General features: G+C 29.7%; 21 protein-coding genes. 6 read left to right on the top strand and 15 right to left on the bottom strand.

Annotation, left to right across the window (positions count from 1 at the left end; translation table 11 throughout):
• Window positions 1–44 precede the first annotated feature (44 nt).
• From TVTCOM_RS06710 to TVTCOM_RS06670, 9 genes are all read right to left on the bottom strand, one after another.
• Window positions 45–824, bottom strand: a complete 780-nt coding sequence (locus tag TVTCOM_RS06710) for a phosphatidate cytidylyltransferase (RefSeq protein WP_434799078.1) — start codon at window positions 822–824, stop codon at window positions 45–47.
• An 11-nt stretch (window positions 825–835) separates the two neighbouring features.
• The gene (locus TVTCOM_RS06705) at window positions 836–1,570 is read right to left on the bottom strand and encodes an isoprenyl transferase (protein WP_434799077.1); all 735 of its coding nucleotides are present in this window, start codon (window positions 1,568–1,570) and stop codon (window positions 836–838) included.
• A 30-nt stretch (window positions 1,571–1,600) separates the two neighbouring features.
• The gene (locus TVTCOM_RS06700) at window positions 1,601–1,804 is read right to left on the bottom strand and encodes a hypothetical protein (RefSeq protein WP_434799076.1); all 204 of its coding nucleotides are present in this window, start codon (window positions 1,802–1,804) and stop codon (window positions 1,601–1,603) included.
• A 5-nt stretch (window positions 1,805–1,809) separates the two neighbouring features.
• Complete coding sequence (gene frr / locus TVTCOM_RS06695) at window positions 1,810–2,364, bottom strand: ribosome recycling factor (RefSeq protein WP_434799075.1); 555 nt, start codon at window positions 2,362–2,364, stop codon at window positions 1,810–1,812.
• A 32-nt stretch (window positions 2,365–2,396) separates the two neighbouring features.
• Complete coding sequence (gene pyrH, locus TVTCOM_RS06690; protein ID WP_148557803.1) at window positions 2,397–3,098, bottom strand: UMP kinase; 702 nt, start codon at window positions 3,096–3,098, stop codon at window positions 2,397–2,399.
• 94 nt (window positions 3,099–3,192) lie between these two features.
• On the bottom strand, window positions 3,193–4,104 hold the full coding sequence (tsf, locus tag TVTCOM_RS06685) for a translation elongation factor Ts (protein WP_434799074.1): 912 nt from the start codon (window positions 4,102–4,104) through the stop codon (window positions 3,193–3,195).
• Window positions 4,105–4,164: 60 nt separating this feature from the next.
• Entirely contained in the window at window positions 4,165–4,887 is a 723-nt protein-coding gene (gene rpsB, locus TVTCOM_RS06680; RefSeq protein ID WP_434799073.1) for a 30S ribosomal protein S2, read from the bottom strand.
• Window positions 4,888–5,087: 200 nt separating this feature from the next.
• On the bottom strand, window positions 5,088–6,269 hold the full coding sequence (locus TVTCOM_RS06675) for a D-alanyl-D-alanine carboxypeptidase family protein (protein ID WP_434799072.1): 1,182 nt from the start codon (window positions 6,267–6,269) through the stop codon (window positions 5,088–5,090).
• Between the two features lie 81 nt (window positions 6,270–6,350).
• On the bottom strand, window positions 6,351–7,406 hold the full coding sequence (locus tag TVTCOM_RS06670; RefSeq protein WP_434799071.1) for a potassium channel family protein: 1,056 nt from the start codon (window positions 7,404–7,406) through the stop codon (window positions 6,351–6,353).
• Window positions 7,407–7,558: 152 nt separating this feature from the next.
• Here TVTCOM_RS06670 and TVTCOM_RS06665 point away from each other — a divergent pair, with 152 nt between their 5' ends.
• From TVTCOM_RS06665 to TVTCOM_RS06640, 6 genes are all read left to right on the top strand, one after another.
• On the top strand, window positions 7,559–8,713 hold the full coding sequence (locus TVTCOM_RS06665; RefSeq protein ID WP_434799070.1) for an aminotransferase class V-fold PLP-dependent enzyme: 1,155 nt from the start codon (window positions 7,559–7,561) through the stop codon (window positions 8,711–8,713).
• Window positions 8,714–8,830: 117 nt separating this feature from the next.
• Window positions 8,831–10,105, top strand: coding sequence for a double-cubane-cluster-containing anaerobic reductase (locus TVTCOM_RS06660; RefSeq protein ID WP_434799069.1), 1,275 nt, complete (start codon window positions 8,831–8,833; stop codon window positions 10,103–10,105).
• A 1-nt stretch (window position 10,106) separates the two neighbouring features.
• Complete coding sequence (locus TVTCOM_RS06655; RefSeq protein ID WP_434799068.1) at window positions 10,107–10,367, top strand: DUF3343 domain-containing protein; 261 nt, start codon at window positions 10,107–10,109, stop codon at window positions 10,365–10,367.
• Between the two features lie 13 nt (window positions 10,368–10,380).
• Window positions 10,381–11,133 carry an acyl-CoA dehydratase activase gene (locus TVTCOM_RS06650; protein ID WP_434799067.1) on the top strand — a complete coding sequence of 251 codons (753 nt, stop codon included), beginning with the start codon at window positions 10,381–10,383 and terminating at the stop codon, window positions 11,131–11,133.
• A gap of 253 nt (window positions 11,134–11,386) precedes the next feature.
• The gene (locus TVTCOM_RS06645; RefSeq protein WP_434799066.1) at window positions 11,387–11,575 is read left to right on the top strand and encodes a hypothetical protein; all 189 of its coding nucleotides are present in this window, start codon (window positions 11,387–11,389) and stop codon (window positions 11,573–11,575) included.
• 173 nt (window positions 11,576–11,748) lie between these two features.
• Window positions 11,749–12,249, top strand: a complete 501-nt coding sequence (locus TVTCOM_RS06640; protein ID WP_434799065.1) for a CarD family transcriptional regulator — start codon at window positions 11,749–11,751, stop codon at window positions 12,247–12,249.
• 178 nt (window positions 12,250–12,427) lie between these two features.
• Here TVTCOM_RS06640 and TVTCOM_RS06635 read toward each other — a convergent pair whose 3' ends face one another.
• From TVTCOM_RS06635 to TVTCOM_RS06610, 6 genes are all read right to left on the bottom strand, one after another.
• On the bottom strand, window positions 12,428–14,188 hold the full coding sequence (locus tag TVTCOM_RS06635) for a hypothetical protein (protein WP_434799064.1): 1,761 nt from the start codon (window positions 14,186–14,188) through the stop codon (window positions 12,428–12,430).
• A gap of 147 nt (window positions 14,189–14,335) precedes the next feature.
• Window positions 14,336–16,903 (bottom strand): glycine/sarcosine/betaine reductase complex component C subunit beta, encoded by a 2,568-nt coding sequence (grdC, locus tag TVTCOM_RS06630; protein WP_434799063.1) that lies wholly within the window; start codon window positions 16,901–16,903, stop codon window positions 14,336–14,338.
• 92 nt (window positions 16,904–16,995) lie between these two features.
• The gene (grdA, locus tag TVTCOM_RS06625) at window positions 16,996–17,466 is read right to left on the bottom strand and encodes a glycine/sarcosine/betaine reductase complex selenoprotein A (protein WP_434799062.1); all 471 of its coding nucleotides are present in this window, start codon (window positions 17,464–17,466) and stop codon (window positions 16,996–16,998) included.
• 102 nt (window positions 17,467–17,568) lie between these two features.
• On the bottom strand, window positions 17,569–17,886 hold the full coding sequence (trxA, locus tag TVTCOM_RS06620) for a thioredoxin TrxA (protein WP_434799061.1): 318 nt from the start codon (window positions 17,884–17,886) through the stop codon (window positions 17,569–17,571).
• Between the two features lie 15 nt (window positions 17,887–17,901).
• Window positions 17,902–18,840, bottom strand: coding sequence for a thioredoxin-disulfide reductase (trxB, locus tag TVTCOM_RS06615; protein ID WP_434799060.1), 939 nt, complete (start codon window positions 18,838–18,840; stop codon window positions 17,902–17,904).
• Window positions 18,841–18,887: 47 nt separating this feature from the next.
• A complete protein-coding gene (locus TVTCOM_RS06610; protein WP_434799059.1) occupies window positions 18,888–20,423 on the bottom strand; it encodes a glycine betaine uptake BCCT transporter in 1,536 nt (511 codons plus the stop codon).
• Window positions 20,424–20,433: the final 10 nt, after the last annotated feature.

Here is a 20,433-nt window from a genome sequence, read left to right as displayed (position 1 = left end):
GTATTATTGTAAGCAAAAAAGCTTCAGTCCTAACTGAAGCTAAATTATTTTATAAATAAATTAATTACACTATATACAAATGGTGCAACCAATATTACACTATCAAATCTATCTAGTATTCCACCATGTCCTGGTATTAATTTCCCATAATCTTTAATTCCAACATATCTTTTTATTGACGAGGCAAATAAATCTCCAAATTGAGCAACAATACTTCCAAAGAAACCTAAAAATACTATTACTTTTAAATCAATTTTGAAGAAATAACCAAAGGCTAAACATATTAATGTGGAACCTAATATTCCTCCAATACTTCCTTCCACAGTCTTTTTAGGGCTTACTTTAGGAATTAGTTTATGTTTTCCAAATAAATAACCTGAAAAATAGGCAAATGTATCTGTCATAAACGCAATAATAAATATTAACCAGACATAAATATTTCCTCTTGAGAAATTATCCATAGTTAATACTATAAAGTCTATTAATAAAGCAACATAAAAAATTCCAAAGAAAGTAACTACTATATCTATAACATTTCTTTTTACCATTAATATTGGTATTATTGATATTAAGAATAATATAAATATTAATGTATAAGTATAAGATATAGGTAGTTGAAGATAGTTTTTAATTAGTAAATAAATAGAAAAAATATAACCTATATAATATAATGGCTTAATGTCCTTTGGTTCAAATGCCTTATAAAATTCGTTTAAGGCAATTGAGATTACTATAGCTTCTCCTATATATAAAGGTGTTCCTCCAAATATTATAAGGATAAATAATGGAACTAATAATAATCCTGCTATAACTCTTGTTCTCATAGCTATTCTCCTTATTTTATTCCACCAAATCTTCTATCTCGATTTTGATATGTAAATATAGCTTTTTGTAGTTCTTTTTCATCAAAATCAGGCCAATGAACATTTGTGAAGTAAAATTCTGCATAAGCAACTTCCCATAATAAAAAGTTACTAAGTCTTTCTTCTCCACTTGTTCTTATTACTAAATCTGGATCTGGAATACATTTTGTACTTAAATGATTACTTATAGTATTTTCGTCAATTTCATCTAAATTTATTTTACCAACTTTTACATCATTAATAATATCAACTAGTGCATTTTTTATATCTAATCTTCCACCATAGTTTAAAGCTAAATTCAAATTACACCCTGTATTATTTTTAGTTAATTCTATTGCCTTATTCAATTCTATTACACATTTACTTGGTAAATTATCTATATCTCCTATGGCTGTTAATTTAACATTTTCTTTATGTAGTAATGCTACTTCATTTTTTAAATAAGTAGATAATAAATTCATCAATGTATCTACTTCTAATTTAGGTCTTTTCCAGTTTTCTGTTGAAAATGCATATAAAGTAACATATTTAACATTTAGCTTCTTACATTCTCTAAGTACTGTTCTTATAGTCTCTACACCAGCTTTATGTCCTGCTGTTCTAGGTAAAAACTTACTTTTAGCCCATCTTCCATTCCCATCCATTATGATAGCAATATGCTTAGGTACTCTATTTAAATCTATATCATAAAACAAATTGTTTTTCATATTCATACTCCAAATATTATTTCTGACTCCTTATATTAAGGAGCCAGAAAAGTAAGTTACAAATAACTCTACGTTATTTTCTTTTTGTGTAATTTTGATTACTCTAGGATAAATTAATTTATCCTTATCTTTCTTACCTTGAAGAATTGTTGTAGTATATTTTATTTCTTTATTATCAAAATATTCTTTAACTTCATCTAAAGGAAGGCCTAATAGCTCATAATAATTTTTCAAAGTTATTATACCGCCATTATATCTTTTTCTTTAGCATCTAATAATACATCTATTTCTTTAATATATTTATCAGTCATTTTTTGCACGTTATCTTGTGCTTTTTTTAATTCGTCCTCAGTTATTTCGCCTTCTTTTTCTAACTTTTTAAGTTTATCGTTAGCGTCTCTTCTTTCGTTTCTTACTCTTACTTTAAACTCTTCTGAAGATTTTTTAGCTTGCTTGCAAAGCTCTTTTCTTCTTTCTTCAGTTAATGCTGGAACGTTTATTCTTATAACTTCTCCATCATTAGTTGGATTTAAACCTAAATCTGAGTTTCTTATAGCTTTTTCTATTTCTTTCATTGCACTTTTGTCCCAAGCACTTATCATTAAAGTTCTTGGTTCTGGTACTGATATAGATCCAACTTGATTAATAGGAGTTGGAGTTCCATAATAATCTACTCTTATTTTGTCTAACATTTGTGCATTAGCTCTACCAGCTCTTATTGTTGAAAATTCAAATTTTAAAGCTTCTATTGTTTTATCCATTTGTTGTTGTAATTTATTTTGTACTTCTTTCATTTTTACTCCTCCTTCGTTTAATTAGTTTTTTATTAATGTACAGTTGTTCCTATATTTTCTCCGTACACTGCCTTTAATATATTCTCTGTTGTTAACTCAAATACCTTTATTGGAATACTATTATCCATACATAAAGATGTTGCAGTTGAGTCCATAACTTTTAATTCTTTTTGTAGTACTTCTATATATGATAATTCATTAAACTTTTTAGCATCAGCATGTAAAACAGGATCTTTATCATACACACCATCAACTTTTTTAGCTAATAATATTATTTCCGCTTCCATTTCTGCTGCTCTTAGAGCTGCAGCTGTATCAGTTGAGAAATATGGATTTCCAGTTCCCGAACCAAATATTACAACTCTTTCTTTTTCTAAGTGTCTTACAGCTTTTCTTCTTATATATGGTTCTGCAATTTCTTTCATTTCTATTGCAGTTTGTACTCTAGTTTGTACATCTATATTTTCTAAGGCATCTTGAAGAGCCATAGCATTCATAACTGTAGCAAGCATTCCTATGTAGTCAGCTGTTGTTCTATCCATACCTTCAGAAGTTCTTCCTCTCCAGAAGTTTCCTCCACCTACTACAACAGCAACTTCAACACCAATTTCCTGTACTTTTTTAATAGCTACTGCTATTTCATTAACAACTTCATTGTTTATTCCAAATCCTTTGTTACCAGCTAGTGCTTCACCACTTAGCTTAAGTAATACTCTTTTGTACTTAGGTTCCATAGAAATCCTCCCGTGCGCATTTCATATATATTTTTTACTATTTATTATATTTTTTAAAAAAGAGAACACATAAGTGTTCTCTTTTGGTTAACTATTACTTAAGTTGCTTAGCAACTTCTTCAGCAAAGTTTTCTTCTTTCTTTTCTATACCTTCACCAACTTCGAATCTTACAACTCTACCAACTTGTATGTCTGAACCAACTTCTTTAGCAGTGTTTGCTACTAATTTCTTTATAGTTAAATCAGAATCTTTTACGAATGTTTGCTCTAATAAGCAAACTTCTTTTAATTCTTTTTCTAATCTACCTTTAACCATTTTCTCAACTATGTTAGCAGGTTTTCCTTCGTTTAACGCTTGAGCAGTTAGAACTTCTGTTTCATGAGCTATATAATCTTGATCAACATCATCTCTTGAAACGTATTTTGGGTTCATAGCAGCAACTTGCATAGCTATATCTTTTCCCATAGTTAATACTTTTTCATCTCTTGCTTCAGTTAATAATTCAACTAAAACACCTATTTTTCCAGCTCCATGTATGTATCCAGCTATTTGACCTTCAGTAGTTAATTTTTCGAATCTTCTGAAGTCTAATTTTTCACCTATTTTAGCTATTCTATCGTTTAATACGTCTTTTAATGCTTTACCTTCTTTGTGGTTTTCAGCTAATAATAATTCTATTTCAGTAGCTTCAGTAGCTAAAGCCATTTCAGCAGCATCCTTAACGAATACTTTGAAATCTTCGTTTTTAGCAACGAAGTCAGTTTCTGAGTTTACTTCTACTATTGCAGCAGTAGTATTATCTGCATTTACTTCTATAGTTACTAAACCTTCAGCAGCAACTCTATCAGCTTTCTTAGCAGCTTTTGATAAACCTTTTTCTCTTAATAAGTCTATTGCTTTTTCCATGTTACCTTCAGCTTCTTGTAAAGCTTTTTTACAATCAAGCATTCCAGCTCCAGTAGTTTCTCTTAATTCTTTAACCATTTGTGCAGTTATGTTAGCCATTATTATTCCTCCTATATATTCTAAATGGTAAGGGAACCCCCCCTTACCATTTATCTTTTTTTATTGTTCTTGAGCTTCTTCCTCAACAACTTCTTCTTCAGCACCTTGTCTACCTTCTATTACAGCAGTAGCCATTGCACCAGTTATTAATTTAACAGCTCTTATAGCATCGTCATTTCCTGGTATTGGTAAATCTAATTCATCTGGGTCACAGTTTGTATCAACTATACCAACTACTGGTATACCTAATCTGTGAGCTTCTTGTATAGCTATATTTTCTTTTCTTGGGTCTACTACGAATATAGCTCCTGGTAATTCAGGCATGTCTTTTATTCCGCCTAAGTATTTTTCTAATTTTTCTTTTTCAGCGTTTAATTTTATAACTTCTTTTTTAGGAAGAACGTTGAATACACCTTCTTCTTCCATTTTTTCTAATTCTCTTAATTTTTTAATTCTTGTTTGAATTGTTTGGTGGTTAGTTAACATTCCACCTAACCATCTTTCGTTTACGAAGAACATTCCACATCTTTCAGCTTCTTCTTTTATAGCTTCTTGAGCTTGTTTCTTAGTTCCTACGAATAAGATTGGCTTTCCAGTTTCAGCTACTTCTTTAACGAATTTGTAAGCTTCTTCAACTTTTTTAACTGTTTTTTGTAAATCTATTATATAGATTCCGTTTCTTTCTGTGAAGATGAATCTTGACATTTTAGGATTCCATCTTCTTGTTTGATGTCCAAAGTGAACACCAGCTTCTAATAATTGTTTCATTGATATTACTGACATATTGTACCTCCTTGGTTTTGTACCTCCGGCATGATCAACTCCCTAAAAAACCAATTTTATGGCACCTTTTAAGGATCCCATGGCCGTGTGTGATATTTATATTTTATTTTTTCACCTCTGATAGTATAACATAGGCGAAAATAAATTTCAATATAATTTAATATAACCTTACATTATAATTATTAACTAATTTTTAGATATTAATCGGCAAACAAAATTTTTATTCTTGTTTTTAATGAAATATTACATAAATCTTCTCTACTTACGATTTTACTAGCACCTAAAATTTCTCCATCATCATTATAGTATTTTATTACTCCTAATACATCACCTTTTTTAATAGGTAATTTAATCTCTTTAAATGTTAGCTGAGTATTTATATTCTCATCATTTTTTTTCACTATTATTAAGTCATCTTCGCTTTCTAAGATGATTTCTAACTCATTTAGCCCCTTTAAATATTTTTTACCAATTAACTCTTCTTTACTCATAACTTTTTGTGTGGTGAAATTTTCCTTTCCATACTTAAGCATTGCAAGACACGCTTGCATTCTTTTATTTTTATGATTAGCTCCAAGAGATACACCTATTAACCTATTTTCTATGTTTTTAGTATCTTCATTGATTTTCATTGAGAAAGCTAAACAATATCCTGCATTACCTGTATATCCTGTTTTTATTCCATCTACATCAGGTATTATAGAAAGAAGTCCATTGGTGTTATTTTTACAAAAACCTCTTTCTGAATAAGTGTAAGTTTGCATATCTGTTATGGCTGTTACTTCCTTTTCATAATTATCCATCATATACTTACCTAATTTAGCAATATCTCTTGCCGTTGAGATATTTTCTTTTGGTGGCTTTTTAGGATCAGATAAACTATATATGGGAAGACCATTACAATTTACAAATGAAGTATTTGTCATTCCTATTTCTTTTGCTCTTTTATTCATTCTCTTCACAAATTTCTCTTCACTTTTTCCAATATGTTTTGATATTGCCACTGCTGCATCATTTCCTGATACTATCATTAAACCCTTCATAAGCTCTATAAGCGGTACTTTTTCTCCTTCTTTTAATTTATAAGAAGATCCTCTTACTTTTGCTATATCTTTGTCTACTACAATAATATCTTGAGGATTTACCTCCTTATTTTTAATTGCTTCAATAGCAATTAAAAATGTCATCATCTTACTAAGGCTGGCTAAAGGTCTTTTTTCATCAGGATTTTTTTCATATAAAACTCTAGCGGTGTCTTGATCAATTAATATTGATGACTTGGAAAACTTATCTACATTTGTAATTTCACCATAAGAAATATTAGGAGTAACAATACTTATAATGATTAGAAAAACTAGTAATACTTGTGCTCCTTTTTTCAAAATTCTCACCTTCTTGGTAACTTTAGTCTAAATTATTTTGTCCCCTTTAGTTGAGTAATAATCTTGAATTATTTTCTAAAATTATTTTATCATTCTTGAGAATAATATAGATGTCCATGTGGCATGTATTGTTATTCCTAAAAAAACTTCTAGGCATACTAACATTTTGCTCAATAAACCAAAGGCAATAAAATCACCATATCCTACTGTGCTAAAGGTCATCATAGAAAAATACCACGCTTCCATATAAAAAGTAACAAGTTCATAAAGTGAATATGTATTATTTAATAAATTTACTTTTATTAATCCATGGTAAAGACTTTTTATTCCTGTAAATAAATATATAAAAGCAAATAAACTTATAATGGAAAAACTTATTAATAGTAGTTTTAAGGGCCTTTCTCCATAACCTATAAAATATTTTGATAAAAAGTCAAAAAAATCATTAACTAAATAATCCCTGTACCCATCATATTTCTTGTTTTTCAAGAAATTACTAGCATAATTTCTTTCATTATAATAGTAGTAACCAATATTCTCATTATCTTCTGTTATTTTTGCTTGTATTCTTGCTATTTTATAATTATTTCTACCACATAATGAATTTTCTTCATTATAATATGTATCTTTTAAAATAAATTTTGTATATGGTGAGAAAACAATTCCATCTAAACGGGGAAAGTTGACACATTTTTCTACTATAAGTTTCTGACCATTAAAATCTGATTTTTCAAATACCAGTTCATTTATATATTTAGTATTAAAAATAGTTTTATGAAATATGCAGTTTCCTAAAAAAGTTGATTGCTTAAAATAAAGATAAGATTCAAACTGAGCATTTGTAAAATCTACAGTATTTTTAAATGTAAAATTACTAAAGTTTGCTTCTTCTTTAAATATAGCTTCACAAAACTTTAATTTTTCATAATTAAAATTCACTATTTTATTAATATCAAATTTATCTTCGAAACAAAATCCTGTAAAATCACTAATTTCACCTTTTTTTATATATGCATCAAATAAAGCTCTTTCTCTTTTGCTTTTGTTTTCTTTATGAAAAAGACAATAACCAGATGAGTTGGCATGTCTACTACACTTTAAATCTCTATCTTCATTGGAAACCCACTTACAATTCATTTTTACCTCCTATCAGTAAAATCTATTATTAGTTTTTATTAATAGAATTTTTATATGCATCATTAATTATATTGATTTAAACCTTCATAAGTGTTACCTTTTCTTAATGAAACTAATATAATTAATAATTTTTCAAAAAGGAGATAAAACTTATGAACTTTATATATTTTGATAATGGCAGCACTTCCTTTCCTAAGGCTCCTGGACTTGGCAAAACTATGGAGAATTTCATTGAAAATGGTGCATTTAATATAAATAGGGGAAATTATGAAGGTGCCTACAGTTTACAATCTTTAGTATTGGATACAAGAGAACTTCTATGTAAACTTTTTAATTTTTCCAATTCAAAAAATGTAATTTTCACTCCAAGTGTTACATATTCTTTAAATTATTTTATTAAAGGATTCTTAAAAAAGGGTGACCATGTTATTATTTCCAGTATGGAACATAATGCTATTTTAAGACCTTTAACTCAAATGAAAAATTCAGGAGTACGTTATGATGTGGTTAATGGCAATAATAAAGGAGAAATAAATTCTAAGGATTTTGCTTCTTTTATAAATAAAGATACAAAAGCTATTATTACTACTCATTGTTCTAACGTTTGCGGAACTATTATTCCAATAGATGAAATCGGTGAAATTTGCAAAGAAAATAATATATTTTTTGTAGTAGATACTGCACAAAGTGCAGGTATAATACCTATTGATATGCAAAAGTCAAATATAGATTTTTTAGCTTTTACTGGTCATAAAGGACTTTTAGGACCACAAGGAATAGGTGGTTTTATTGTTTCTAAGGACTTAGCTTTACAAATAGATCCACTAATTGCTGGTGGCACTGGTAGTTTATCAGACTCAGAGGTTCTTCCTGAGTTTTTACCTGATCGATTTGAAAGTGGTACTATGAACCTACCTGGAATTATCGGCCTTAATCATAGTCTTAATTACTTATTAAGTGAGGGTCTTGAAAATATTTTCAATAAAAAATTAGAGATAACAAGTTACTTTATAGAAGAAATTAAAAAAATCCCTCAAATTAAAATCATAGGAAAAGATAATTTGAAAAATCGTTCTTCTGTAGTTTCCTTAGATTTTCAGAATATAGATAATGCTACAGTTGCCTTTTTACTAGACAGCCAATATAGTATTATGACACGAGTAGGACTTCATTGCGCTCCTATGGCTCATAAAACTTTAGGTACTTTTCCTAAGGGTACAGTTCGTTTTGCATTTAGTCATTTTAATACAAAAGCTGAAATAGATTTCTGTATTAATGCCATAAAAAATATAATAACTGAAATATAGATTTTATCTATATTTCAACCTTATTTATTGTATTTTTGTATATAAATTGACTTTGATTTTTTGCTATGTTAGTCTTTATGTGTTAAATATTAAATACATGTATAAGGGGGATTTTTTATGGCAGATTACCGTCAAATGTGGGAGAATTTAGGAATGGATTTAGACACACATGATCAACTATGTGAGGTACTTCCACAAGCTTTTGGAGATGTATTTTTAAGTCAAGAAAATAGACCAGAATCAATGGATTATTATAATTTTGTTGTTGCTGAAATACACGGTGTTCGTCCGGCAGAATTAATAAAACACCAAGAAAATGGTGGTAAAGTATTTGGTACATTCTGTGTTTATGTTCCAGATGAAGTTGTATTTGCAGCAGATGCAATAGCTACTGGTTTATGTGGTGGATCACAATTTTGGGTTCCAGGAGGAGAAAAGGTTTTACCAACTAGCACATGTCCATTAATAAAGGCTTCTGTTGGTGCAAGACTTGATAAAACATGTCCTTTCTTTAGAATAGCAGATATGTACATAGGTGAAACAACTTGTGATGGTAAGAAAAAGGCTTGGGAAATTCTAGGAGAAGATGTTCCAATGCATATAATGGACTTGCCTCAGATGAAACGTAGAAAAGATATAAAAGCATGGGCTGAAGAAATAAATGAATTTAAAGATGTTGTTGAAAAATTCACAGGAAATGAAATTACTGCCGAAAAATTGTCAGTTGCCATAAAACTAATAAATGATAAAAGACGCGCACTAGCTCGTTTATATGAATGTAGAAAAAATGAATGCTTACCTATAAGTGGTAGAGATGCTTTAGTTATATCTCAAATTGCATTTTATGACGATCCTGCTCGTTTTACTCAAATGACTAACAAATTATGTGATGAATTAGAAGAAAGAATAAACAATAATATAAGTGTGGTTCCAGTAGGTACTAAGAGAATAATGTTAACTGGTACTCCTCTTGCTATACCAAACTGGAAAATACATAATATAGTTGAAACAAGCGGTGCTGCTGTAGTATGTGAAGAAATGTGTACAGGTACTCGCTACTTTGAGAACTTAGTAGATGAAAGTCAAACTACTATAGAAAATCAAATTGAAGCTCTTAGTGAAAGATATATGGGCATAAACTGTGCTTGCTTCACTCCAAACCACGGAAGAATTGATGATATTATACGTTTAGCTAAAGAATATAAAGTTGATGGTATAATAGATATTAATCTTAAATTCTGTTCTCTTTATGATGTGGAAGGTTTTACAGTTGAAAGAGCTCTTAAAGAAGCTGGCATACCAGTACTAGGAATAGAAACTGATTATACTGATAGTGATGCTGAACAACTTCGTACAAGAATTGGTGCATTTATTGAAATGTTAGGTATGTAAAATGGAAAAGGTTCAATACTATGTACTGTTTAATAACCATGATAGTGGTATGAGGCTGTACAATTCTTTAAAAAAAAGAAATATAAAATCTACAATTGCTCCTACTCCACGAGTTGCAAGCAAATGTTGTGGTATATCTCTTTTAATTAATAAAGAAGATATTGATGAAATAAAAAAATGTATCAATGAAGAGTCTTTAGATATTATAAAAATTACAGAAATTAAAACTAACATTAATTCAAAAAGAGATAAATACTGTTAAAGGAATTTTTAAAATGAATTATATAGGAATAGATATTGGTTCAACAGCTTCCAAGGTGGTTGTACTTGGAGATAAAGAAAATAAATTTGTTCTTCCAACTGGTTGGAGTAGCAAAGAAACTTCCAACTTAATTAAAGAAAAATTACAATCAATGGACATCAATGTTAATAGTAATAATAATAAAGTTATTGCAACAGGATATGGTCGTGTAGCTGTTGATTTTGCAGATAAAATTGTTACTGAAATAACTTGTCACGGTATAGGTGGAGCTTATTTAGCTGGTGAAAATTGCACCATAATAGATGTAGGTGGTCAAGATACTAAAGTTATAAAAATCGAAAATAATATTGTAAGTGATTTTATAATGAATGATAAATGCTCAGCCGGAACAGGTAAATTTCTTGAAATAATGTCAAATAGACTTGGTATTACTATAAATGAATTATTTTCTATGGCTAAACTTGGAAATCCTGTGTCAATCAGTTCTCTTTGTACAGTTTTTGCTGAAAGTGAAATTATTTCATTAATGGGTAAAGGTACAAAGAGAGAAGATATAGCTTGTGGAATAGTAGACTCCGTTGCTACAAAAGTATCTTCTCTCTGCCAAAAGAAAAAACTATCCGATAAAATAATTTTAACTGGTGGATTAAGTCATAGCCAATATTTTGCATCATCATTATCTACTAAACTTAAAGTAAAAGTAAATTGCACTAATGATGGACGATATGCAGGTGCTCTGGGCGCTGCTCTGTTAGCAAAAAAATAATAATATAAACCTTAAAGCTCTTAATTTAATATTTTGAGTTTTAAGGTTTTTTTATTTAACAAAAGTTATTCTTTAATAAAATAAGTATTTTTATTTTTATATTACATTAAACTTTATTTTCTATATTGTATTCAGGATACTTTTTTAAATATTAAAAATTTTCAGAATTTTCTAATTTTTAATTGACATTAACTCCCACCTCTCATACAATATATATTATAAAAATAAAACAAATAAAAGGTGGGTGTTAAATATGAATAAAAATTCAACTTCTAAAAATTTAGCTTTAACTGAAAAAGGATACGAAGAAATAGCTTACTCTTGTACAAATTCTAATTTAAGCGATGAGCCTTCTTATGCAGACTCTAGCCTTAATTTCTTTGGAGTAAGTAGTGGACTTATATATACTAATTTAGATACTACTACTTTTAAAAATTGTTAATTATGAAGTTCTCCAAAAAATGAACCTATAGCTAACTAGCCATAGGTTTATTTTTGCGTATTTAATAAATCTTACATACACCATGCAAAGTATGATAGAATATAAGTATAGCGCAAAGTTTTGATAAGTTAATCCCAATTATCAAAACTATTTTTATAAGGGGTGATTCTTACATGTTTAGCAAAAATGATTATGTAATTTATGGGTCAATGAGTGTTTGTAAAGTATTAGATATTGTGGAAGAAGAAAATATCTACATAGGCCGTAAATCCTATTATGTAATACAGCCAGTTTATTCTGATAAAAATACTATTATCAAAGTTCCTACCGACAACAAAAAAGTACTTATGAGACATCTTATATCAGAAAAAGAAGTACTATCAATAATCAAAAGTATACCTAATCTAGACGTACTTATAATAGAAAACGATAGACAAAGAAGTGAGCACTTTAAATCAGTAATAAAAAATAACGAGTGTGAAGAACTAGCTCAGTTAGTAAAGAGTATTGCTCTTATCGAAAAAGAGAAATTATCTATTGGGAAAAAAATATCTAAAACGGATGAAGATTTTAAAAAGACTGCTGAAAAATTAATAGATGAGGAATTTGCCACAGTTCTAAATATACCTGTCCAAGATGTACCTTCTTTTATCTTAAATAATATTCCACAGTAGAATAGAATTTTTTAACCTTATCTTATTTTAAATTACGGCTTATTTTACAAATGTTTCCATTTACTTTTGTAGATGGATGACTTATAATTATATCCATAAGTGGGAACTTATACATCTAGTATAAGTATGACGCTAGCCCAAACAAAAGAGCCGTATTTTCTACGGCTCTTTTTCATATTTAAATCATATTAAAATAATCAAATAAAGTAAATGAATTTTCTGGAATAAAACTTTCCAGCCTATCTTTTGCCAGTTTAATATACCATGACTTATCTAATTTCTGTGGTATTTCTTTATTAATCACCTGACTATTATCAATAAAAACTCTATCAGGAGTATAACTTATCTTTTCTAATTTTCCATCACTTTTCATTTTCATTATGGCATTGTCACTACTGGATTTACTAGCAAATACTCTAAGTACTTTAAGACTTATATTTTCTTTACCATAAACTGCATGACTATATTTACCTGTAATTTTGATACATTTTTGAAAGTCTATTAGATTATTACTATCATTAACAGTTTTTTCTATTTCTACATTATTAATCAATTTTTCTTTAATAGCTTTATTAACAATAGGTAAATCATTATCTATTAGACTTAGTTTTTTCACATAAGCACCCTTGCTTTTTATACTATTATCTTCTTTGACGTAAACATAATTATTTACATCTTTTTGAATTATTTTTTTTATGAAATCATGATCTAAGTTCATTTTTGTTCTTTTGCTCCACTCTTGGCAAATCTGTAAATATTTATCTACATCTTCCTTAGAGTTAAATTTAAACATAACACCATCTGTATTCCCTTGTATAAATTCTGCTCTATCACCAAAGGTTAATTCAACCTTTTCTATTAAATCAAGAAGTAATAATTGTCCATTAACACAAATAGCTATTCCCTGTCTTTGATCATATAAATCATTATTTACATCTAAACATGCACCATATGTGGAGTTAAGTACAAGCTTAAGAGATTTTTCTATAGGATTTTTTTCTTTTTTAGATTTAAATCTTGTATCTCTTATTTCTTTAAATTTGCCTGGGTTTTGTACATTTCTACTAAGAAGTCCATATTCTATCATGATAGATGGATAAAAGGAACTAACATCAGAGTTTACAATAAAATCTTCACCTTGGTATTTTTTCCTTGCAGAGTGAAGTCCTCCCCATCCAAAATCTGTGTCAACACCATATATATTTGCTCTTAGATATTTCTTAAAATCTCTATTATTATAATCTTCATACCACTGTTTTATATTATTATACTTACTAAGTTCTATAGTATTAACTATTTCAAAATCTACTACATCTTCTCTAGGATAATTAGGCTTTTTAGCTCCAAGGATATATGCACTTAACTGGGCCTCCGTTTTGTTTATCATATTTTCATCTAAGTTAAAATATTCTATTAATCCCAATTGTGCCTCGTATTTGTAGTAAACTTCCTGAAATACTTTAAAAGTCATTCTTACATCATGAAGACAATAAGTAGTAAGTTCTTCAATTTCTTCTTTGGTAGGATATCTATTTAAATCAAAAGAAACATTACTTTCTCTTATATCTTCTCCCATAAATAATTCCAATTCTTTTAAACTTCTATAACTGTCATTTAATTCAAAAGTATATATGGGAATTCTATTTAAACTTCTGTCTACTGCATAAGGAGAAATATTTTGTTCAATTATTTTTTCTGATATAATACAAGGATCTGTTCCAGCAATTATTGCCTTCATTATCCATTGATCATATCCCTTTATATTATACCCAACCCAAATAGAGTCTTTATTTTTATTAAAGATTCTAAGAAATTCTTCTCTATTATTAATGATAATATGTTCTTTTTCTGTTTTATAGTCTTTCATACAACACATCCAAAATCCACCTTTGGACAATACTTCAAAATCAATAATTATACGTCTTCTCTCTTTTTTCATATGCTTATTCCTTTATATTTTATAATAATCTATAATATATATTTTACCTTATATACTTCTTTTAAAACTATTAGTTTTTATTCTTTGAAATCTTTATTTTAAAAAATAAAAAAGTAGGAAGATGTAATTTCTTCCTACTCTAAAATATTATTCACTTATGAATTTTGCTTCTATTAATAATGCTCTAGATTTTTCAACATTAGCAGGGTTAACAAGTACTATTGGTCCAGTACAACCCATTCCACTCTCAGCATATATTTTATTTTTCCATAAAACTTCCACTGCATCTTCTAAATCCATTACATCTACTCCAGAGATTTGTTCTGTTACAACTTCTTTTTCAGGTGCTTCCACCTTTTCTTCAGTTGCTGCAGATGCTTGAGGTTTTGATTTTTTTAGTCCTTGTAAAACTTCACTAAATCCAGCTTTTTCAACTTTTGCAAATTCTTCTTTTGATATATTGTGAACATCATTATTTACAAGTTCAGCTGCAAACTTGATTGCACCTTCTATAACCGGTGCTCCTGATGCTCTTGATATGATCATTATTAATTTATTGAAATTTTTGCCTATTCCTGGTCCATATCCATATCCTACTGATTCATATTTTCCACCTGAGTTATAAGCAGAGAACATTTTTATTAATAAGTTTCCAGTTAATGAATCTGTAACCATTACGTCAGCTGACGCTGTCATTAAGTCGTTACCTCTCATAACTACTCCACCGTCTGCTCTATCAGACTGTGCAAAGTTTATATCATAACCTTTTTCTTTTAATGTTTTAAGAGCTATTTCCACTTGTCTAGCACCATCCACATTAGCTATTCCAACTGTTGGATTTTTTATTCCACAAGCTTTAGCAGTTATTATTCCGTATATAGCATTTTTAACCATTCCTTCTACTCTATCTGCAGAAGAAGTTCCTGTAGTAGTTGCTATGAACATTTCTCTTCCTTTTTCAGGAGTTATCACTCTACCTACTGTAGATACACCTATTGGGAATGGATAGTGCATAGTTACTGCCCCATCAACTTTCTTACTATCTAAAAGATTTTCCATTAATTCATGTGCTTCTTTTTCACAGTCAGTTTTAACATGTTTTAAACCATCAGCACTTTCACTACCTATAGTTGTAACTGAAATGTTTGATTTAATAGCTTTTAAAGCGCCTTCTATAACATTTTTTTCACCATGTTCGCTTCCTATAGTAGTTATTGCTATTTTTGGTATTTTTACATCTACCGCTTCATCTTCTTCTAAACCTTGGAATTTCTTAGATTGGTTTTCTTCTATTACAAATGAAATACCATCAAATAGGTTTGTCATTCTTCCAAGGAATAAACTTCCTTTACCAATTATCATGGCATTTTTAACACTACCAGCCATTATATCTTCTCTAGCAAATCCTAGATAAGGTACTCCTGATGGTATATGTCCTTGAGTTGGAGCCCAACCTACCATACCATGTTCTTCTATAAATGAAGGTAATTCTTTTCTATCTAAGTTACCCATCTTAACAGCTAGTGCACCTATCATTTTGTAGTTAGCATTAGGTACGTCTCCAGCTCCTGCCGGCTTAGTTATATCTGGGTTTTGCATTTCTGCAGAATATTTTTGTATATCAGTTATTTTCATTCCAGCTTTTTCAAGTGGCTCACTAACTAAAGAACTAATTACTGCTTGAGGAGAAGAACCAGTTCCAACAGTGTGGCGTCCCACAATATCATTTCTTATTTCTGGGCTTTCGCCATCGTTTTCACTTACTAATACTGCAAATCCAGCAACCATATCTTCAAGTATTGGCATACCTTTTTTAACATGGTCTTTTCCGTTCATACCAAGTTTTGCAGTAGATCCACCAGCACAAACTATTACGTTTTTGAATGTACCACTTTTTACAAGAGCAGCAGCATGAACCATAGCATGAGCAGGTCCTGCACAGAACCCTCTAACGTCTGATCCTGTAGCATTGTTAAGTCCTGCTATTTCAGCAGCAGCTTTGGCAAAGTTTCCTCCACCTCTTTGGTTCATATCACCACATGCTTCTTCACAACAATCTATAACATAATCTATATCATCTTTATTTACATTATTTTTATCAAGCATGTTCATTATAGAGAAGGCACAAGAAGCTTTTGAAACTAAGTTCTCTAATAATATGTGAGCAGATAAGTTTGTATCTACATCATGTGCATTTTTTACACAGCCCACAACTTGTCCATTATTGTATAAAGGTTCTGCATGTTCTTCTTCTATAAATTTCATTATCGTATCTAACTCTTCACCTTCTTTAATTTGTCCAACTAAATCAGATGAAATTAGCTTGTTCTCGCTTAATAAATTCTTACTTAAAGATGCAAAGTTTTTTTCTAATTTAACTAAATCAAATACATCACATATTTGCATTAATCCTAAAAATTCTTCTTGTGGCATTATTTCTCCAAATTTACCATATTTACTAGCATCTGGAGTCTCTTTATCATACCAAGGCATTTCATATTTCGATAATTCATCTGGAGTTATATTTCCTATATATGCTTGATTTGGTGGGTATTTTACCACTTCATCATAAGTTCTTATATGTTCTTTTAATACTTTTAAATACTCAGAGTCTGGATTAACTACTCTTTCAGTAGTTTGAGTAGTCCCGTTATGAATTACCATATCAGGAGTATGAGCAAGTACGTATCCCGCTGCTTTTAATACACTATTCATATTGTTCCCCCTATTTTGAAATTAGCTAATCGATAAAAGTTCAAAATACTCTTTATCGATTAGCTAAATTATTTTAATATTTGTAGATTTTCTTAATATTTACAAAATTCATCTCTTATTGATGACATTTCATTTACTATATCATCAACATCTAGAACCATTTCCATCATTCCTATTTGTTCATCATAAACACCTGCATCAAATTCTTCTTTTACTTGTGGCTCACAAGCATGGTATACTTGAAGTCCTAACTGGACTCCTGTCAATGGACCTGCGTAAGTTGGGTCTCCTGCAGTTACAGTTTCTGCAGCAAGTCCTGCAGCTTCACCTTCTGCAGCACCTAACATAACAACTACGTTTTCAGCACCAAATTCTTCAGCAAATTCTTTTACTCTTTTTTGGTTTTCTAGGTCCATTGCTCCAGCAGCAGTTCAGACAAAGCATTCAGTTGAAGAGAAAACAACCTCTCCACCAGCTGTCTTAACACATTCTTCTATTGCTGGACCAGGAATACCATCTCTGTCACCGATTATGATGACTTTCTTATTTTCTAATATACTCATTAGAAATACCTCCTGTCCTTATTTTTTTATTTTATATTTTAACAACAGACATATAACTGACTTATTGTTACACATCCATCATTCTTATAAACTAATTCTTTACTATAGATATTTTTTGATCATTACTTCGATGTTTTCTTCAGTTGCATCTTCTTTAACTACTTCTTCAACTTTAGCTCCATCTTTGTATATAGCAATAACTGGTAAACCTAATATTTTTTCACTTATAGCAAGTCTTCTTGCTTTAGTTGTATTTAATTTAGTGAATTTTATTTGCTCTCCATATTTTTCGCTTAGGGCCTCAACTGTAGGCATTAAAGCTGCACATGGCTCACATCCATCACCAAAGAAATCTACTAATACATATCCTTCACTTTCAAGGACTTCTGTTTTAAAAGTATTTTTATCTACTACTAACATTTCTTTACCTCCTCACTAGTCTAAAGATTCTATATATTTTTCAGCTTGAACAGCTGCTATAGCACCATCTGCTGCTGCAGTTACCACTTGTCTTAGAGATTTAACTCTAACATCTCCTGCAGCAAATACTCCGTCTATATTAGTCTTCATATTATCATCAGTTACTATATAACCTTTTTCCATAGTTAACATATCTTTAAACATATCTGTTTTTGGAACATATCCAACAAATCCGAATAGTCCAAATGTCATATCTTCTTCGTCAGCTTCTATAGTTGTTAATTCACCCGTTTTTACATTTTCAACAACCATAGTACTTAATATTCCATCTCCCGATACTTCTTTAACTACTGTATCCCACATGAACTTCATCTTAGGATTTTTAAATGCTTTATCTTGTATAGATTTAGCAGCTCTAAGTTCATCTCTTCTGTGTATTAATGTTACACTTCTTCCAAACTTAGTTAAGAACATTGCTTCTTCAACCGCTGTGTCTCCGCCACCAACTACATATATATCAAAATCTTCGAAGAAAGATCCGTCACATGTAGCACAGTATGATACACCTTTGCCTATATATTCTCTTTCATTTGCACAACCTATTGGTCTTGATGAAGCACCTGTAGCTATTATTACAGTTTTAGCTTGATAAATACCCTTTTTACCTTTTAGTTCTTTTATAGAACCTTCTAAATTAACTGATTCTATATCATCAATAGCAAATTCAGAGCCAAAGTGTAATACTTGCTTATGCATTCTTTCAATTAATGATGGTCCTGATTCACCTTCTAAGCATCCTGGGTAGTTTTCTACTTCAGAAGTCAGGGCTATTTGACCACCTTCTTTTTTCTTTTCTAATACTAAAGTGCTTAGTCTTGCTCTTCCTGCATATAATGCAGCTGAAAGTCCTGCAGGACCTCCACCAATGACGATAACATCATATAGTTTAGTCATTATATTCCTCCAATTATTAATAATATATTTGTTAATTTATTACCTAATTACGCATTGTCAATTTCTTTTTCCTTTGTACTAAGATTTTCTAAATTTTCATCTTTTAATGCTTTTACAAAAGAAACCATTGAAAGTAACATTATAAATATAAATGGAAATGCTGCAACTATAGATGCTGTTTGAAGTGCAGTAAGTCCACCTGTAATGAGTAGACAGATTGCTAATAAAGATTGTAATAAACCTAGAATTACTTTCTTTTTATTAGGAGGATTTAATTCTCCATTACTTGTAAACATTCCTAATACAAATGTTGCTGAATCTGCAGAAGTGACGAAAAATGTTATAAGTAAGAAAATTGTAACTACAGAAATAATTAATCCTAAATTATAATGAGATAATACAGCAAAGAATGCAGTAGAAACATCCCCTACTATTAACTGTAATTCATTAATATTTAAAATTCCTTTCATTGATAAATCTATTCCTAAAGTTCCAAATATTGAGAAGAAAATAAAAGATGCCATAGCAGGAGCTATCATAACACCTAAAACAAATTCTTTTATAGTTCTTCCTTTAGATATTCTTGCTATAAACGTGCCTACAAATGGTGCCCAAGCTATCCACCATGCCCAATAGAATATTGTCCATCCATTAAGCCATGAGTTATCTTCATATGCTGAAATATTAAAGCTGTCATATATTATTGTTTGAAAATATGATCCAAATGCATTTGTAAAATTGTTAAATATCTCTAAAGTAGGACCTACACACAAAGCTGTTAATGTTATAAATACAGCTGTATATAAATTAATATTAGAAAGTGTCTTAATACCTTTATCAAGTCCCGAAGTTGCTGAAATTATAAATAATGCGGTAGTGATACTTATTATTATAATTTGAGTTGTTAAGTTATTTGGCAATTTGAATATATAGTTCAAACCGCTATTTATTTGTAAAGTTCCTAATCCTAAGGATGTTGCAACACCAGCTATTGTTGCAAATACAGCTAATGTATCAATTATCACTCCAATGGGACCGTTTATTTTTTCCCCCAATAAAGGCTCAAAAATACTACTTATTAAACCTTTTTTTCCTTTCCTAAATTGAAAATATGCTAAACACAATCCAAGTAAGCTATATCCAGCCCATGGATGTAATCCCCAATGTAAAAAAGATGTCTTTAATGCAAATTTTGCTGATTCTACACTTGCTGGTTCTATTGCACCTCTAGGTGATAAATAATGAGAAAGTGGCTCTGCAACACCCCAAAATATTAATCCAATTCCCATACCCGCACAAAATAGCATAGCAAACCAAGACATTGTTGAATACTCAGGTTTAGAATCATCTTCTCCTAATTTTAGTTTTCCATATTTACTAAATGCAATAATCAGAGGAAATACAATAAAACTAAACATTGATATTAAATATAGCCATCCAAATTTTTCTGTTAGAAATGAAAAACTATTATTTACTATATTACTAAAACTTTTACTATCTATAATTGCCCATAGGCAAATTGGTATTGTAATAACAAGAGAGGAATAAAAAACACGATTATCTTTTCTATTTATATCTTTCATAATATTAAAT

The sequence above is a fragment of the Terrisporobacter vanillatitrophus genome, from assembly GCF_051148895.1.
Lineage (GTDB): Bacteria > Bacillota > Clostridia > Peptostreptococcales > Peptostreptococcaceae > Terrisporobacter > Terrisporobacter vanillatitrophus.
Note: the sequence above shows the minus strand (reverse complement) of the source record. Positions and strands in the feature narration are given on the sequence as shown.

Coding starts and splice junctions, on each gene's coding strand:
- TVTCOM_RS06710 (WP_434799078.1), bottom strand. CDS start 824: ATGAGAACAAGAGTTATAGCAGGATTATTATTAGTTCCATTATTTATC.
- TVTCOM_RS06705 (WP_434799077.1), bottom strand. CDS start 1,570: ATGAAAAACAATTTGTTTTATGATATAGATTTAAATAGAGTACCTAAG.
- frr (WP_434799075.1), bottom strand. CDS start 2,364: ATGAAAGAAGTACAAAATAAATTACAACAACAAATGGATAAAACAATA.
- pyrH (WP_148557803.1), bottom strand. CDS start 3,098: ATGGAACCTAAGTACAAAAGAGTATTACTTAAGCTAAGTGGTGAAGCA.
- tsf (WP_434799074.1), bottom strand. CDS start 4,104: ATGGCTAACATAACTGCACAAATGGTTAAAGAATTAAGAGAAACTACT.
- rpsB (WP_434799073.1), bottom strand. CDS start 4,887: ATGTCAGTAATATCAATGAAACAATTATTAGAAGCTGGTGTTCACTTT.
- TVTCOM_RS06670 (WP_434799071.1), bottom strand. CDS start 7,406: ATGAATTGTAAGTGGGTTTCCAATGAAGATAGAGATTTAAAGTGTAGT.
- TVTCOM_RS06665 (WP_434799070.1), top strand. CDS start 7,559: ATGAACTTTATATATTTTGATAATGGCAGCACTTCCTTTCCTAAGGCT.
- TVTCOM_RS06660 (WP_434799069.1), top strand. CDS start 8,831: ATGGCAGATTACCGTCAAATGTGGGAGAATTTAGGAATGGATTTAGAC.
- TVTCOM_RS06655 (WP_434799068.1), top strand. CDS start 10,107: ATGGAAAAGGTTCAATACTATGTACTGTTTAATAACCATGATAGTGGT.
- TVTCOM_RS06650 (WP_434799067.1), top strand. CDS start 10,381: ATGAATTATATAGGAATAGATATTGGTTCAACAGCTTCCAAGGTGGTT.
- TVTCOM_RS06645 (WP_434799066.1), top strand. CDS start 11,387: ATGAATAAAAATTCAACTTCTAAAAATTTAGCTTTAACTGAAAAAGGA.
- TVTCOM_RS06640 (WP_434799065.1), top strand. CDS start 11,749: ATGTTTAGCAAAAATGATTATGTAATTTATGGGTCAATGAGTGTTTGT.
- TVTCOM_RS06635 (WP_434799064.1), bottom strand. CDS start 14,188: ATGAAAAAAGAGAGAAGACGTATAATTATTGATTTTGAAGTATTGTCC.
- grdC (WP_434799063.1), bottom strand. CDS start 16,903: ATGAATAGTGTATTAAAAGCAGCGGGATACGTACTTGCTCATACTCCT.
- trxA (WP_434799061.1), bottom strand. CDS start 17,886: ATGTTAGTAGTAGATAAAAATACTTTTAAAACAGAAGTCCTTGAAAGT.
- trxB (WP_434799060.1), bottom strand. CDS start 18,840: ATGACTAAACTATATGATGTTATCGTCATTGGTGGAGGTCCTGCAGGA.
- TVTCOM_RS06610 (WP_434799059.1), bottom strand. CDS start 20,423: ATGAAAGATATAAATAGAAAAGATAATCGTGTTTTTTATTCCTCTCTT.